A 16,627-nucleotide genomic window follows, 5' to 3' on the forward strand; every position below is an offset into this window, starting at 1 on the left:
ACAAAAACATGTGGTTCACTCATCTGTGTGAATGAAAGGATACTTTATGACAACTAAGAATTTTTCTCAGGCAAGTCTAAAAATTGCCAAAATTGCGGTTGGTAGTGCTGTTCTTCTGGGTTTGGGCGCTACGACCATGGCATATGCGCAAAAAGAGTCATTACCGACCGTGGAAAAAGTTGAACTGGACCGTTATTTGGGTACATGGTACGAAGTGGCGCGTAAGCCTTTATATTTTCAGAATAAGTGTGACCGTGATGTCACAGCAACGTATACTTTGAATGAAAATGGCAATATCGTGGTTGATAACCGCTGTATTAAAAAAGATGGTGAACAAACCCAGTCAGTGGGTGAGGCATTTGTGCAAAATCCACCCCAAAATACCAAATTAAAAGTCAGTTTCTTGCCAGACTTTATCCGCTGGATTCCTGTCGGGCGTGGTGATTATTGGGTTTTGAAACTGGATGAAAACTATCAAACCGTTCTGGTTGGTGAGCCTAAACGTAAATATATGTGGATACTCTCACGTGATCCGCAGTTGGATAAAAATGTAGTGAATGAATATTTACAATATGCTCAGTCAGTCGGTTATGACCTGAGTGATGTGATTCATACCAAACAAACTGCACGCTAAACTCAGTTTATCCTCAAACCATGCTTCGGCATGGTTTTTTTATATTTATACAATCAGAAGCTACACCTTGAAAATTTATCATTCGATCAAAGAATAGAGACAAGTATTCTTGAAGACATCCCGATATAATGCGCGCAAAGAGATTTTGGGGTAGTGAATGTATAAAGGGATCGCGCTGTCAGTGCTGGCGTCACTGGTTTTTGGTGTGCTTTATATTTTCACGCCTTTTTTGCAGCCACTAGACAGTGAGCAAACCTTTGCATGGCGTATGTTGGCGACCCTCCCGTTTCTGACGGCGTTTATGTGGTGGTCAGGTGATCTCAATCATATCAGCAGTATTTTTAAGCGAATTCTACAGCAGCCGACGTTTCTGATCTGGTTAATTATCAGCTCTTTACTTTGTACAACCCAACTCTGGTTATTTTTATGGGGGCCGATTAATGGTCGCGGCCTGCAAGTGTCGCTGGGTTATTTCCTGTTGCCTTTGGTGATGGTCCTGGTTGGCTGTGTGCTCTATAAAGAAAAACTGTCTGCCTGGCAGATGGCGGCGGTGGTTTGTGCGGTAATAGGCGTGGGACATGAAATCTGGCGGATTGGTTTTATTGCCTGGGAAACGGTCTATGTAGCTTTGGCTTATCCACTGTATTTTTTCCTGCGCCGTCGCTTTGGTACGGATCACTTGGGTGGATTCTGGTGGGACTTATGTCTGATTCTGCCAGTGGCTTTTTATCTGGGCTTTGTACATAGCGATTCTCTCAAGCTGATGGTCAGTTTCCCTCATCTCATCTTGGCAGTGTTGGGTTTGGGTTTCTTAAGTGCTTTAGGCTTAGGTAGTTATATTCTGGCAAGCCGTTATCTGCCTTTCGTAATTTTTGGTCTGCTGAGCTATCTGGAGCCAGTGTTACTGGCTTTTGCCTCGATGGCACTTGGGGAACGGGTAGAATCTGGAGAATGGCTGACCTATATCCCGATTTGGCTAGCGGTGATGGTGCTGATTGTGGAAGGAATATTGCATTTAAAACAACAGCAGTTGAAAAAAGATGAACTTGAAAAAAAAGCTGAAAAAATGGAAAAACTCAAAAAAAATAATGAATAATGCTATTTGCATAAGTGTGATATTCGTCAGATAATTTTGACGTAAATGTTATCTAATTCATGTACCATTTTGTTTAAAAGAATGTTCGTTATATTTAAAGGGGATAGACATGTCACAGATTGCGATTCCATATCAGTTACGTGCACGTTTATCCCAACGGAGCCGAGCCTCGATTTAGAATGGGAGCGGGAGCTTAAAGCTGTTCTGGCAGATATCTCGCCTGAGCTCAAGGAAAGTATCGATTTTCAGATTTTAAAGCCAAAAAGAATTCTCTGGGATCAGGAAACCAATCGATACCGTTATCAGGCTTATCATTCGGTAGAAGCTTTAAGCCAAAAATTTCTGAATGACCGGATGCGTTATTATGCCAGCACGTTCGGTCTCTCTTTGAAAAGCCTGCTCGGGTTAAATGACAGCTTGCAAGTTGCCGACTACCTGGAAAACGTGCTCGAGCAGATTGATAAAATCGAAGTCAATGAAAACTTCCAGATGCAGCGTGAAAAGCTGGAACTACGTCGTACTTTCTTGTCGAATGCTGCTGAAATTATTCGTGGTCTTCAATTACAGCCGGTCGAGGGCGTACGTAAGCTCACTGAACAGCAGGTTAAATGCTTCATTATTGAAGTGTTTATCAAGCAACAGTTGTTGGGCTACTGGTATAAACCTTTATTAAAAAAACAGACTGCGGAAATGCAACATCCGCTATTCCGTTATTTTCTGATTAAAGAACAGCAAATCCGTCATTTTGATATTGTCCGCACTTCACAGTTTTTATTTATCGTTGCGCCTGTGATGGATGTACAACAAAACCCGTATTCTATTCGTCGCTTCCTCATAGAAGAAAAAGGTGCATTAGAAGGTCAAGTCTATCTGAATATTCTGGTTCTGGATCTGAAAGAGGATATGAATGAAGAGGTAGTGGAGACCCTGAAATCCCAGCTGCAGCGAATGGTAACCTTGCAAAGCCAGATCCATTTGGACGTCAGGGACATTGTGCATAATCTGGAGCAGGTCTCTGAACTAAAGTTATTGCCTCTGCTGGTCGAACCGGTTCAGGTGGTTGAAAAGAATGCCGATGTTGTGGCGCAACGCCATTTGAAGCAGTTGGAGGAAATTCTGACGCGGGAATTGCTGCTGCCAATGCGGGATGCGATTCGTGATCATTTATCGCATATTGAAGAGTTTGCTTATCTCTATTTGCATGTACATAAAATCTTTACTGAAATTTTAGCCTATTACTGGGACTTCAAAGCTCAGCCAGGATTTATGTTTAATTCCTATATCCAGAATTTCGAATATAAGTTATTGGCATTTATCCGTTTGCTGGAAAAGCGTAAGGGTGAAACCTTTATTCCGATGAACCGGAATGAATGGCAGGTAATGCATCAGCGTTCCCAGCAGCCGATTAAAGATATTCAAACCACAATTGCCGATAATGTGCAGCAATATCGGGATCTGAAAAAATATATCAATACGTTGAACCGTCAGAAAGCCGAATATGAAAAAAATCCATGCTGAAAAAGCTTTGGCGTAAAGATAATTCAGATGAGGCAATAGAAATAGCACTGAATAAATTGCAGCAGTTAAAACGTAGTATGTTCCTGGAAATTATTCAGGTGCCAAGAACCCATGAAAACAGCAGTGTATTTCTAGAATTTGAAAGTTTGTAAAGTTTCCAGAAAGTTGAGCGTCACTATGCCTTTCCTTGTGGGGATAATGGTCTCACCCGTTTACCTGTACTGATTCATTTGCCAGAAACTTATGATGATTTTGATGTAGAAAACTTTAATGCTTCTATGAGTCTGGATATGAATTTTTCAGCAGGCAGCAGGCTGCAACTGGATCATGAAAATGCAGTCAACTTCGAGATTTAGATTTGTGTGAATAAACAACATTTAACAAAAATCTGGTTTAGAGCTTGAAAAATGTTATTTTTCGATTTTTAAATGCAAAATCATCTGACTAATTACAACTATTTTTAAAATTTATAGTGAATATAGGCCTTTTTCCTCAGGACTTTGGCAGCTTTTGATTCAAACTTGCTGCCAATTCCATTACAATTATGGGGTTTTGAAATTTATGCTTAGATTTACAATTAATTAGAGGACGTATCTGTGAGCAAAGACACTATCGTTGCCCTCCATGCAGAGCACCAAGGTCGCTGGAAAAACCGTGAAGAACTCGCGGAGCGTATGATTGCCCTAGTAGGTCAGTTATATCGTGAAAAAAATATCGTAGCTACAGTTTACGGTCGCTCTTTAATTAACCGTTCTGTAATCCAGATCCTTAAAGCGCATCGTCGTACTCGCGTATTGGACGTTGAGCTTTCTGTTGTAGACACTTTCCCAATCCTTGAAGCATTGGCGAACATTGACAACATCGGTACTGCTGAAATTGATCTAGGCAAACTTGCTGTTGAATTCAAAGCAAAAGGTGGTGATGTTAACGCATTCGTTGCTGACGCTGTGAAATCTCTTGAAGGCAATGCAACTTCAGTTGAAGGTAAGGACGTTGTACTTTACGGTTTTGGTCGTATCGGCCGTATTCTTGCACGTTTGATGATCAGCCAGTCAGGTCTAGGCCGTGGCTTGAACCTGAAAGCAATCGTGGTTCGTAAATCATCTGACGGTGACCTGGAAAAACGTGCATCATTATTACGTCGTGACTCCATCCATGGTCCATTCGCTGGCACGATCTCTGTAGATGAAGAAAACGAAGCAATTATTGCAAACGGTCAGTTCATCAAAGTGATCTATGCATCTAATCCATCTGAAGTGGATTACACTGCATACGGTATCGAAAATGCACTAGTAATCGACAACACGGGTAAATGGCGTGATGCTGAAGGTCTTGCTCAACACCTGAAATGCCCGGGCGCTGCGCGTGTCATTCTGACTGCACCTGGTAAAGGTGACATGAAGAACGTGGTTTATGGCGTAAACCAGGCTGACATCCTTGATGAAGACAAAATCATCTCTGCAGCAAGCTGTACAACGAACGCGATCACTCCAACACTGAAAGTGTTAAACGACAAGTACACAGTGATCAATGGTCATGTTGAAACAGTTCACTCGTTCACGAACGACCAGAACCTGATCGACAATTACCACAAAGCTGATCGTCGTGGCCGTGCTGCTACACTGAACATGGTAATTACTGAAACTGGTGCTGCTAAGGCCGTTGCAAAAGCGCTTCCAGTACTTCAAGGTAAACTGACAGGTAACTCTGTACGTGTACCTACACCAAACGTATCTCTTGCGATTCTTAACCTGACTTTGGGTCAAGAAGTTGATCGTGATGAAGTGAATGAATATATTCGCCAAATCTCTATCAATTCTAACCTTCAAGGTCAAATTGGTTATACCAACTCGACTGAAGTGGTATCTTCTGACTTTATCGGTTCACGTACTGCAGGTGTATTCGACGCGCAAGCGACTATCACTTCAGGCAACCGCTTAACTGCTTATGTTTGGTACGATAACGAAGTAGGTTATAGCTGCCAGGTATTACGTATTGCTGAACAAATGGGCGGCGTAAGCTATCCAAAAGTTCCTGCTGAAACTAATGCATAATTAGTATTGAGCTGAAAAAAGGGCCTCATTTGAGGCTCTTTTTTATTGCATATTTTTTAGGTTTAATTTTTGGATTGAAATGGAATATTAATTTGAATATTACCTTGCTGATGAATTCTTGATCTGATAACTTTCTAAATGAAAGTACATGCTGAAAAGTAAGTTTATAAATTAAGAGAAATATTATGTCAGCTTATGAAATCAGTAAATTGCTGGGTCAGGTTTTATCAACGGAATGTCCTTCACGTGAAATACTGGAACACTTAGCCAATAAATGGTCGATTCTGGTGTTACGTTGCTTAAGTGATGGCGTACATCGTTTCAGTGAGCTGAAACAGCGCATTGAAGGGGTGAGTGAAAAGATGCTGGCCCAGACTTTAAAAATGCTGGAGCAGGACGGGTTCATTTTAAGAACAGTCTATCCTGTTGTACCACCAAAAGTGGAATATCAGTTGACCATTACCGGTTCACAGGCCGCAGAAAAAATAAATTATCTGATTGGCTGGTTAGAGCGTAGTCTGCCGGAGATTTTAGAAAATAAAGAACGTGTTGCAAAATAGAAGCTAAATTGCTTTTGGGGAAGCAATAAATGAAAAAGCTATAAAATTTGGTTGCTACTTTAATTGGCGATCTATGGGATTTTATGTGCGATCAGTATTGCTCTTTATGAGCTGATACAAATTTTTGTAGAAGATAAGTCTACCGCAACAAATCTTTTGATTTGGTCGGCGACAATGTTTGCACCTATAGAGGTGTTTGTAATTTATACAAGTTGAAAAAACAAAAAAGTACAGAGCTTATATTTCAACAATATAAGTATATTGATGCAATTAATTAAGGTGGAGAATAAATATAATATATTGAAAAATATAGTTTTAGTTGGTGATAATAATTATGATCATTTAAAAAAGACAACTCATCTATTTGACGATGATTGTATTTTTCTAAAAAAGAGTGTTTGGTTTTAAAAGAGCTGATAAGTGACGAAAGCGGTAAAAAGGAATTAAAAAAAATTAATAAATTTCCCTCTCCTTAAAGGAGAGGGTTAAGGAGAGGTCAATTAAGATGAAATTTTTGTCTCAAACATCTTCCTAAAATCCCACCGATCAATCAGCAAAATCCCAATCGAGAAAACAAGGCTAATTACCACACAACCAACCCATTCAAAGTGCTCCCAGGCATACACTGCACCTAATGAGCCTAAAGCTGCACCACTGAAGTAAATCGTCATATACACCGCATTAATACGAGAACGTGATTTCAGATCAATCCGATATACCAAATTCTGATTGAGCACGTGAAATGCCGTCAAACCAAAATATGCCATCAATACACCAACTGCATACACCAAGATATTTTGCTGAGCAAAATATAACGGAATACAAGAAAGCAGCATCAGGCTAATACAAAGCATAGCGACCAGATTTTCCCTACCTGCACCGACAGTTCGACCTGACCAGCTCGATGAGTAAATCCCAATAACACCGAGTAAGCCGAACAATCCAATTTCAAAGTCAGTAAAGTAATATGGGGCATTGCCTAAGACGAAAGTCATAGAAGTAAAGATCATGGATAAAATGCCAAAAGCCAAGGCACCGGCACAAGCTCGACGAATCAGATGTGGATTCTGTTTAGCGATAATGAATAGAGAGCGGTAAATGTCGCCAATGGTTAAACCTGCTTGCGGTTGAGTATTGGGTAGTTTTTTCCACATTAAGATTGCAAACAGCAGGGTAATAATGCCACTTGATAGATACACACCTTCCCAAGACCAGTAAGTCGAAACAAATCCGGCAAAAGTACGTGACAGGATAATTCCCATCACCAAGCCACTCATCAGTTTGCCGACAATGGCGGCACTGGATTCAGGTGGACTAATCGTAGAAGCAAAAGGAATTAAAACCTGAGCCGAGATTGCGCCAAATGTCGCACATAAGGTAAATACATAAAGCGTTGATAAAGTCGTGCTGAATGAAAGCAGAATCTGCGAAATGGCTGCAAAGACCATCAGACTGAGAATCAGCTTGCGTTTATTCAGGAAATCTCCCAATGGTACTAACAGCATTAAGCCCAGTACGTATCCAATCTGGGCGATCACTACCGTTAAGCCAGCCTGACTGGTTGTAATTCCTAAACTTTCCTCGATTGAATAGATCAAGGGCTGATTAAAATAAGCCGATCCGGCACAGAGACCACATGCCATTGCCATAAGTAATACAAATTGTGATGACAATGGGCTGACAGAATTCTTTTCTGTGGTCATAGCTATACCATGGGCTTTTTTTCGACGTTGAGCACTATAGGCAGCTCGATGCCAAATCAGAAATAATAAAAAACGATCAATTAAGCTTTAAAAACTATATTTTGAATTTTTATAGGTCTGAATATTTTTCAGACTGTTTTGTATTTTGAGACAAGCTGAATGAAATTACCCTTGAAATGAGCGATCTTCATGGAATAGTGCATAAATGTAGTCGAGAAATGCTTTAAAATATGGCAGAATAGGCGGTTTTAAAGTTTTTAGAGGATTGGCAATATGCGCTTTGTTGATGAAGCAGTCATTACCGTAGAGGCTGGCGACGGTGGCAATGGCGTAGCCAGTTTTCGCCGTGAAAAGTTCGTACCATTTGGTGGTCCAGATGGTGGTGATGGTGGTCGTGGCGGCAGCATTTATGTTCAGGCTGACGACGACACGAGTACCCTTGTAGATTATCGTTATACCCGTAGATTTCGCGCTGAACGTGGTAAAAACGGTGCTGGCGCAAACTGTGCTGGTCGTGGTGGCGAATCAGTTATTTTAAAAGTTCCTGTAGGAACAACTATTGTAGATAGTGAATCTGGCGACATTATTGGTGACCTGATCGAAGACGGTCAAAAGGTATTGGTTGCTCAAGGTGGTGATGGTGGCTTGGGTAATACCCACTTCAAATCGTCGACTAACCGTTCTCCACGTAAGTGTACCCATGGTGTTAAAGGTGAATTCCGTGAAATCCGTCTGGAGCTAAAAGTGCTTGCAGATGTTGGTTTACTGGGTATGCCTAATGCAGGTAAATCAACCTTTATCCGTGCAGTATCTGCTGCAAAACCGAAAGTGGCAGATTATCCATTTACCACAATGATGCCAAATCTGGGCGTTGTGGATGCGGATCGTTACCGTTCATTTGTGATGGCTGATATTCCAGGTCTGATCGAAGGTGCTGCTGAAGGTGCGGGTCTGGGTATTCGCTTCCTGAAACACCTGGCACGTACACGCATTTTGCTACACATTGTCGATGTACAACCGATTGATGGTTCAGATCCTGCTTACAATGCCAAAGCAATTATTGCAGAGCTCGAGAAATTCTCGCCAACGCTTTCTAAATTGCCTGTGGTATTGGTTCTGAACAAGGTTGACCAGTTAGCAGAAGAAACACGTGACGAATGGTGTAACCATATTCTTGAAGAATTACAGTGGGAAGGCCCTGTCTTTAAAACTTCTGGCTTAACGGCAGAAGGGACAAAAGACGTTGTGTACTACCTGATGGATCAAATCGAACAGCAACGCGAACGTGAAGTTGAAGATCCAGAATATGCAGCAGAAATGAAAGCATTCCGTGATCAGCTGGAAGCTGAAACACGTGAACAAACGATTGCTGCGAAAGAAGCTTATCGTGAAATGCGTCGCGCTCAACGTCTGGGTGGCGATGACTTTGATGATGAAGATGATGACGACAGCGACGTAGAAGTATATTACGTACGTTAATCTTTTAAAGATAAGTCTGAGGACAAGATGATAGAAGTGGTAGATGGGCAACGTCAGCTCAAGGGTTGTAAACGAATCGTTGTTAAAATCGGATCATCTTTACTCACAGCAAACGGGCAAGGTTTAGATTTAGATGCCATCTCGCACTGGGCGGGACAAATCGCAGATCTACACAATGCAGGACACGAGATTATTCTGGTGTCATCAGGTGCTGTGGCTGAAGGTATGGTTCGAATGAAACTAGAGAATCGACCCACCGATCTACCCAGTCTTCAGGCTTGCGCTGCCATTGGTCAGATGGGGCTTATTCATACCTGGTCAAGCGTGCTGGATAAACACCAGATCCAGACTGCTCAGGTACTATTAACCCATGATGACCTGGCAGATCGTCGCCGCTATCTCAATTCATGTGATGCCTTGCAGCACCTGATTGAATGGCGTGTGATTCCGGTGATTAATGAAAATGACACTGTTTCTACCGATGAAATCCGCTTTGGTGATAATGATACCTTGGCTGCCATGGTGGCAGGTCAGGTGCATGCGGATCTGCTGATTATCCTGACCGATCAGGAAGGCATGTTTGATTCGGACCCACGTTCTAATCCGAATGCCAAACTGTTCCATACCGTACGTGCGATGGATGAGAGTCTGTTTGATATGGCTGGCGGTGGTGGAAAATTTGGTCGTGGCGGCATGCTAACCAAAGTCCGCGCTGCACGTCTGGCTGCGAAGTCGGGTTGTCCAACGCTGATTGCCAGTGGTGACAGTGACTGCGTTTTATCGCGTCTTATGACGGGTGAAATGTTGGGCACTTTATTCATCACTGATGATGATCGTGTTACTGCACATCAGCAATGGCTGGCAGCGCATTTGCAAACGGCAGGTCGTCTGGTGATTGATGATGGTGCTGTTAAGGCCATTAAAGAAAATCACCGCAGTCTGTTACCGGTAGGCGTTAAAGCAGTTGAAGGTCATTTCGAGCGTGGTGATGTGGTGGAATGTGTCGATACACAAGGTCACCGTATTGCGGTCGGACGTGTGAACTTTAGTTCACGTTCAGCTGAGATCGTCAAAGGTCTAGCATCAGACAAAGTGCATCAAGTCCTTGGTGAAGCCCGTTCACTGGAAATGATTCACCGCAATCATATGTCGATCTATTAAGTTAAAGAAATGTAAAAAATCCCGCTTTCGAGCGGGATTTTTTATGGCATTTTCATTAGATTTATTTAATCCAACCCATCCTGATTAAAGGTGCAAACAGGAACTGATAAATACTCAGGATAAAATCCATCAGTTTTTCCTGATATTTCCACCAGAGTGATAAGCCAGCCAGATTTACAACAAGTGCAATTAGGAAAGCTCCCGCCATATCGATTGGAAAATGTACACCGACATAGATCCGCGACCAAGCTACCAGCCAGGCAGTCCAGAGTAGGATTCGACCCAAATCACGTTGTGCTGAGAAATAATAGGCAAAGGCAATCCCGCTAAAAATACTCATATGGTTGCTGGGAAAAGAACCTGTGGCTTCATGCTCAATTAAGGTATGACCAATTTCCATGACAAATGGACGAGGCGTATTCAACACAGCAGATAAAACTTCACTTATGGATAAGGTAATCGCAGTGAAGATAAAGGCTTTGATAATCACGGTTTTCACTTCACGATTGCCACGTAGCCAAGCTATGGCAAAGATCAGCAGGAATAAATACACCAAATCATGTGCAATTAGACAGGCATAGTTGATCATCCATATTGAAGCGTGATCAGGTGCATTAAAAAGATGAAACAGATATAAGTTGGGTTGATCAAGGGACATAAGGTAAGAGGATTGATACAAATGTCGGTTACTCTAAACCGATTAAAGTGGTATTTATACCGAAGTATGTATGAATTTGTAGCGTTGATTTTTTAAAGTAACCTCAGGTGATAAAAAACCACCCAAAAGGGTGGTTTTTAAAATCAGAATACTTTTACTAACACTTATTTAAACTGAATCGAACCATTGGCACTCACAGTCATTTTAGACTCACCCGCTGCCATTTCCTGATCTGGAATAGCTGCTTCTGCATAAGCCGCTTTGGCCATTGCCATACGTGGAACCGGTGGGTAGCTTGAATTATTGGTGTTAATATTCATATTTACCAGTTGATATCCAGCTTTGTTCCAAGCCTGAGCCAGGCTTTGTGCACGTTGCTGGAAGTTTTTGGATGCTTCCAGCATCAGCTCATTTTCAACTTTCTTACGTTTTGCTTCAGATACTGTAAAGTTAATTGATTCAGTCTGGAAGTTTTGCTGCAATTCGGCAATTAGCTGTGAAGCCGCTTTGAAGTCAGTCGATTCAATACGCACCTGAGCACGAGCTCTCCACTCTCTGAGTTTACGGTTGTCATTGTCATAGACTGGATAAGTGTGTTGTGAACCGGTTTCAATTTTCACACTCGGATATTTCTTTGCGGCATTGATGGCCTGGTTCATGAGTTGATTAATTTGCGCTGCAAGCTCAGCAGGCTGTTTATTGGATTTTTCTACATATAAATTGGCATGCATCAGGTCATTGGAAATATCGCGGCTGGCCTCTGCTGAAATATTAATAATATTATAATTCAGTGGCTCATTTTGGTCTGCAAATGCAGTACTCGCCAAGGTGCCTGCAAGTATAAGGCTGGACAATGCTAGGAGGCGCATATTTTCTTCCTGTTTTTCTTAAAATTAGCCATCTTGGCTGATCCTCAGATATTAAATCTCAATTGTGCTCTTTTTGCGAAATATTTGTGGTAAGAGTGTTAAGTTTTTGATTATTTTTTCTGTAGTTTTAAAGTTTAATTATTTTAAAAATTATATATTTATTAATGCATTATTAAAATAATTGCAAACTTTTCTGAAAGGCTACAAAAAAGTATAAAAGAAGCTGCTTTTCTTTCCTTTGTCACACGTTAAGATGATAATTTAGAGCTTAGACAGGCATGATATTTTTTTTCGATAAATTTTCAGGTAAATTGAGTTGAAAGTTATTTATTTTCCTGAAAAATTCGGTATCATCCGCCTCCTAAGTTAGTTAACTAAGATTATGGCTAACTAAAATCTTATAAAGCACCGAGTCAAAGGACCAAACGTCACCAGACTTATTTCTTTCAACCCATATCAGAGATGGTAATTCGATATGAGCGTTACTTCTGTAAACCCTGCCACCAATTCCACAAACGAATACTACTTGACTCGCCAAAGTCAGATGGAATCGAATGTGCGTAGTTATCCACGTAAATTACCGTTAGCGATAGCGAAAGCACAAGGTTGCTGGGTTACCGATGTTGAAGGTACTGAGTACCTTGATTGTTTAGCTGGGGCAGGGACATTGGCTTTGGGCCATAATCATCCTGCGGTGATTCAAAGTATCCAGGATACGCTTGCAAGCGGTCTCCCACTGCATACCCTGGATTTAACCACTCCTTTAAAAGATGCTTTCACTGAAGCTCTTCTTTCCTACCTTCCAGGTGGTAAAGAAGAATATTGCTTACAGTTCTGTGGCCCATCTGGTGCAGATGCAACAGAAGCAGCGATTAAACTTGCCAAAACCTTTACCGGTCGTAGTTCAGTGATCAGCTTCTCTGGTGGCTATCACGGTATGACGCATGGTGCATTGGCCATGACAGGTAACCTGTCTGCGAAGAATGCCGTGAATGGTTTAATGCCAGGCGTTCAGTTCATGCCTTATCCGCATGAATACCGTTGCCCATTGGGTCTAGGTGGTGAAGCGGGTGTTGACGCTTTAACTTACTTCTTTGAAAACTTCATTGAAGATGTTGAAAGCGGTGTAACGAAGCCAGCAGCTGTGATTCTTGAAGCGATTCAAGGTGAAGGCGGTGTGGTAACAGCACCAGTAAAATGGTTACAGAAAATCCGTGAAGTGACTGAAAAACACAACATCGTATTGATTCTTGATGAAGTTCAAGCGGGCTTTGCACGTTCAGGCAAAATGTTTGCATTTGAACACGCGGGTATCGAACCTGATGTGGTGGTGATGTCTAAAGCCGTGGGTGGTAGCCTGCCACTTGCGGTACTGGGTATTAAACGTAAGTTCGACGCATGGCAACCTGCTGGCCATACCGGTACATTCCGTGGTAACCAGCTGGCAATGGGTACAGGTCTTGCAACCATCAATACCATTAAAGAGCAAAATCTGGCGCAAAACGCACAAGAACGTGGTGATTTCCTGCAAGCTGAACTGAAAAAGCTAGCTGCTGAATTCCCATGTATCGGTAACGTGCGTGGCCGTGGCTTAATGATCGGTGTTGAAATTGTAGACGAACGTAAACCTGCCGACCATATGGGTTCTTTACCTGCTGATGGTCAATTGGCTGCAGCGATCCAGACTGCTTGTTTCAACAACAAACTGTTGCTTGAGAAAGGTGGTCGTAACGGTACAGTGATCCGTTTGCTTTGCCCATTGATTATTACTCAGGCAGAGTGTGAAGAAGTTCTGGTTCGCTTCAAGAAAGCGGTTGCTGAAGCTTTAGTCGCAGTTCGAGGCGCGTAATTTATGGTAGATTTTGCAGAACATCGTAAAGCGTTACTCTGCAATGATGCTGCATCTATCGCTGACTATGAGTCAGCGATGGACCAGGCGACCGAAGCGGTTGCAGCATGGTTGCAAAATGACAAAATGTACACGGGTGGCAGCATCAAGGAATTGCGTAGCGCAATTGCTTTCAACCCTTCTAAAGATGGTTTGGGTCTTCAAAAGTCTTTAGAGCGTATGGTTGAGCTATTCCTTAACAAAAGCTTGAAAGTACATCACCCTCATTCTCTAGCGCATTTGCACTGTCCAACCATGGTGGCAAGCCAGGTTGCGGAAGTGCTGATCAATGCGACTAACCAGTCAATGGACTCTTGGGATCAAAGCCCAGCGGGTTCTTTGATGGAAGTGCAGTTAATCGACTGGCTACGTCAAAAGGTTGGTTATGGTTCAGGTCAGGCGGGTGTATTTACTTCAGGTGGTACACAGTCGAACCTGATGGGTGTATTGCTGGCGCGTGATGCCTGCATCGCGAAAAACTGGAAAGACGAAAACGGCAATCCGTGGTCGGTTCAGCGTGATGGTATCCCTGCGGACGCGATGCGTAACGTCAAAGTCATCTGTTCTGAAAATGCGCACTTCTCTGTGCAAAAGAACATGGCGATGATGGGTATGGGCTTCCAGTCAGTAGTTACTGTTCCTGTAAATGAAAATGCACAGATGGATGTTGATGCTCTGGAAAAAACCATGGCGCATCTTCAGTCTGAAGGCAAAATCGTCGCATGTGTGGTAGCAACCGCAGGTACAACCGATGCGGGCGCGATTGATCCATTGAAAGCAATTCGTGAAATCACCAATAAATATGGCGCGTGGATGCATATCGATGCGGCATGGGGTGGCGCACTGATTCTATCCAATGACTATCGTTCTATGCTGGATGGGATTGAGTTATCTGATTCGATCACATTGGATTTCCACAAGCATTATTTCCAAACGATTTCATGTGGTGCGTTCTTGCTGAAAGATGAAGCGAACTATCGTTTCATGCATTATGAAGCGGAGTATTTAAACTCTGCTTATGATGAAGAGCACGGCGTTCCGAACTTGGTATCGAAGTCACTGCAAACCACGCGTCGTTTCGATGCGTTGAAGTTGTGGATGACGGTTGAAGCCTTGGGTGAAGAGCTTTACGGTTCAATGATTGATCATGGCGTGAAATTGACACGTGAAGTGGCAGACTACATCAAGGCAACGGATGGTCTGGAACTTCTGGTTGAGCCGCAGTTTGCATCAGTATTGTTCCGTGTGGTTCCAGCAGGTTATCCAGCTGAGTTTGTGGATGCCCTGAACCAGAACGTGGCAGATGAACTGTTTGCGCGTGGTGAAGCGAACATTGGTGTAACTAAAGTCGGTCAGGTTCAATCTCTGAAAATGACGACTTTAAGTCCGGTGGCAACACTTGAAAACGTGAAGAACCTGCTGGCACTGGTGCTTGCAGAAGCGGATCGAATCAAGGATTCCATCGCTGACGGTACTTATACACCACCAATTGCATAAGTGATTGTGGTGTGAAAAAGGAGGCCTGTTGGTCTCCTTTTTTTATATTTCAACAAAGATTATTTGTTTCTAGATCAAATTTAAATAGTGGTTATTCATGCATCAAAATTGTGGTAAAAAAAGAAATTCTTTGTAAGAAACACAAAATTTTTTACATATTTAGTTGCTATAAAAATGTCGAAAAAATTCTTAAATAATTTATAATACATTGAAAATAATAAATATTTTTAGTTTATTTGGTGCTGTAAGACTTATCATAAAATCTTCATAAATCTGTAACCCGCCTGTCATATTTAAAAATCAAAATACTTGTATCGAAACAAGTACAACACGACAAAAAAAGTGGCGTACTCCAAATTTAAATGATTGTGAGAGATACAGAATGCGCTTTACAAAAATTACACTTGCACTTGCAGTGATGGGGCTAGGCATGACTGCTGCGAATGCAGCACGCGACACAATTCAAATCGCAGGTTCTTCAACTGTACTTCCATATGCAAGTATTGTAGCTGAAGAATTTGGCAACACTTTCCCGCAGTTTAAAACTCCAGTTGTCGGCTCAGGCGGTTCGTCAGGTGGTTTGAAACAATTCTGTAATGGTGTGGGTGATAATACCATCGATATCGCAAACGCATCTCGCCAGATCAAAAGTTCCGAATTGGCAGAATGTAAAAAGAATGGCGTTAACCAAGTACTAGAAATCAAAATCGGTTATGACGGTATTGTCTTTGCATCGAATGCCAAAAAAGCAGCTTATAAACTTCGTCCACAACATGTTTTTGCAGCCTTGGCAGCACAGTTACCAGCCAACGGCAAAATGGTAGCTAACCCGTATACACGCTGGAACCAGATTGACAAGTCACTTCCTAATGAGCCGATCACCCTGGTAATTCCTGCTTCGAATCATGGAACACGCGAAGTCTTCCAGGAGAAGATGGTGGATGCAGGTTGTGAAACATATGCTGCAATTAAGTCTTTAGGTAAAGATGCCAAAAAGAAAGCCTGTACCACTTTCCGTAAAGATGGTCGTGTTATTGAAATTTCTGGTGACTATACCGAAACACTGGCACGTCTGAAAACCTCTCCAAGTGCAGTTGGTGTATTTGGTCTAGGTTTCTATGACCAGAACCGTGACAAGCTGCGTGTTGCAACAGTTAACAATGTTGCACCATCTGAGCAGACCATCCTGAATGGTTCTTATCCGGTATCTCGTCCATTGTTCTTCTATGTGAAAGGCGAACACCTGAAATCAATCAAAGGTTTGCCACAGTTCACTGAATATTTCCTGAGCAAGAAAGTATCTGGTAAAGGATCAAAACTGGAAAAAGCAGGTTTGATTTCAATGTCTGATAAGGAACGTGCAGCAGTACTTGCTAACTTTAAGGCAGCTAAAGTAGTTGTAGTGAAGTAAGTAAATAATGAAATAGCTGGTGGCTGGAAACGGTCACCGGCTTTTAGTCATAGATAGGTTTTTTAAAAATATGAAGATTGAAAAAACAGTGGAGCATAC

The 16,627-nt window shown here is 42.1% G+C and carries 14 protein-coding genes; 11 read left to right on the top strand and 3 right to left on the bottom strand.

Translation table 11 applies throughout. The features are described 5' to 3' along the window. Window positions 1-46: 46 nt before the first annotated feature. The 6 genes from F955_RS09780 (at window position 47) to F955_RS09800 (ending at window position 5,862) form a co-directional block, all read left to right on the top strand. Window positions 47-634 carry a lipocalin family protein gene (locus tag F955_RS09780; RefSeq protein WP_004893989.1) on the top strand — a complete coding sequence of 196 codons (588 nt, stop codon included), beginning with the start codon at window positions 47-49 and terminating at the stop codon, window positions 632-634. Window positions 635-791: 157 nt separating this feature from the next. Further along, window positions 792-1,730: an EamA family transporter RarD gene (gene rarD / locus F955_RS09785; protein ID WP_004893992.1), complete on the top strand. Its 939-nt coding sequence runs from the start codon at window positions 792-794 to the stop codon at window positions 1,728-1,730. 81 nt (window positions 1,731-1,811) lie between these two features. Then, on the top strand, window positions 1,812-3,248 hold the full coding sequence (locus tag F955_RS16865) for a hypothetical protein (RefSeq protein ID WP_004893993.1): 1,437 nt from the start codon (window positions 1,812-1,814) through the stop codon (window positions 3,246-3,248). Further along, entirely contained in the window at window positions 3,242-3,400 is a 159-nt protein-coding gene (locus F955_RS16870) for a hypothetical protein (protein WP_004893995.1), read from the top strand. Before F955_RS16865 ends, F955_RS16870 begins: the two co-directional genes overlap by 7 nt. Before the next feature lie 444 nt (window positions 3,401-3,844). Continuing rightward, window positions 3,845-5,302 (top strand): glyceraldehyde-3-phosphate dehydrogenase, encoded by a 1,458-nt coding sequence (locus tag F955_RS09795; RefSeq protein WP_004893999.1) that lies wholly within the window; start codon window positions 3,845-3,847, stop codon window positions 5,300-5,302. Window positions 5,303-5,487: 185 nt separating this feature from the next. Continuing rightward, window positions 5,488-5,862 carry a winged helix-turn-helix transcriptional regulator gene (locus tag F955_RS09800; RefSeq protein WP_004894002.1) on the top strand — a complete coding sequence of 125 codons (375 nt, stop codon included), beginning with the start codon at window positions 5,488-5,490 and terminating at the stop codon, window positions 5,860-5,862. 500 nt (window positions 5,863-6,362) lie between these two features. Here the strand turns inward: F955_RS09800 and F955_RS09805 are convergent, their stop codons facing one another. Then, window positions 6,363-7,565 (bottom strand): MFS transporter, encoded by a 1,203-nt coding sequence (locus tag F955_RS09805; protein WP_004894007.1) that lies wholly within the window; start codon window positions 7,563-7,565, stop codon window positions 6,363-6,365. Between the two features lie 273 nt (window positions 7,566-7,838). On the opposite strand from F955_RS09805, the gene cgtA reads away from it, so the two are divergent. After that, window positions 7,839-9,044, top strand: a complete 1,206-nt coding sequence (cgtA, locus tag F955_RS09810; protein WP_004894010.1) for an Obg family GTPase CgtA — start codon at window positions 7,839-7,841, stop codon at window positions 9,042-9,044. A gap of 27 nt (window positions 9,045-9,071) precedes the next feature. Further along, window positions 9,072-10,205: a glutamate 5-kinase gene (gene proB / locus F955_RS09815; protein WP_004894012.1), complete on the top strand. Its 1,134-nt coding sequence runs from the start codon at window positions 9,072-9,074 to the stop codon at window positions 10,203-10,205. Between the two features lie 61 nt (window positions 10,206-10,266). Here the strand turns inward: proB and F955_RS09820 are convergent, their stop codons facing one another. Together F955_RS09820 and F955_RS09825 are read right to left on the bottom strand one after the other, a co-directional pair. Continuing rightward, the gene (locus F955_RS09820; RefSeq protein WP_004894014.1) at window positions 10,267-10,863 is read right to left on the bottom strand and encodes a phosphatase PAP2 family protein; all 597 of its coding nucleotides are present in this window, start codon (window positions 10,861-10,863) and stop codon (window positions 10,267-10,269) included. Between the two features lie 164 nt (window positions 10,864-11,027). Next, entirely contained in the window at window positions 11,028-11,732 is a 705-nt protein-coding gene (locus F955_RS09825; protein ID WP_004894017.1) for an SIMPL domain-containing protein, read from the bottom strand. A 475-nt stretch (window positions 11,733-12,207) separates the two neighbouring features. On the opposite strand from F955_RS09825, the gene F955_RS09830 reads away from it, so the two are divergent. The 3 genes from F955_RS09830 to F955_RS09840 all read left to right on the top strand — a co-directional run bounded on the left by F955_RS09830 (window position 12,208) and on the right by F955_RS09840 (window position 16,528). Further along, entirely contained in the window at window positions 12,208-13,581 is a 1,374-nt protein-coding gene (locus tag F955_RS09830; RefSeq protein WP_004894020.1) for a diaminobutyrate--2-oxoglutarate transaminase, read from the top strand. Window positions 13,582-13,584: 3 nt separating this feature from the next. After that, a complete protein-coding gene (locus F955_RS09835; RefSeq protein ID WP_004894021.1) occupies window positions 13,585-15,117 on the top strand; it encodes a pyridoxal phosphate-dependent decarboxylase family protein in 1,533 nt (510 codons plus the stop codon). A gap of 382 nt (window positions 15,118-15,499) precedes the next feature. Next, window positions 15,500-16,528: a substrate-binding domain-containing protein gene (locus tag F955_RS09840; RefSeq protein ID WP_004894027.1), complete on the top strand. Its 1,029-nt coding sequence runs from the start codon at window positions 15,500-15,502 to the stop codon at window positions 16,526-16,528. The last annotated feature ends 99 nt before the right edge of the window (window positions 16,529-16,627 follow it).

The sequence above is a fragment of the Acinetobacter schindleri CIP 107287 genome (assembly GCF_000368625.1).
Lineage (GTDB): Bacteria > Pseudomonadota > Gammaproteobacteria > Pseudomonadales > Moraxellaceae > Acinetobacter > Acinetobacter schindleri.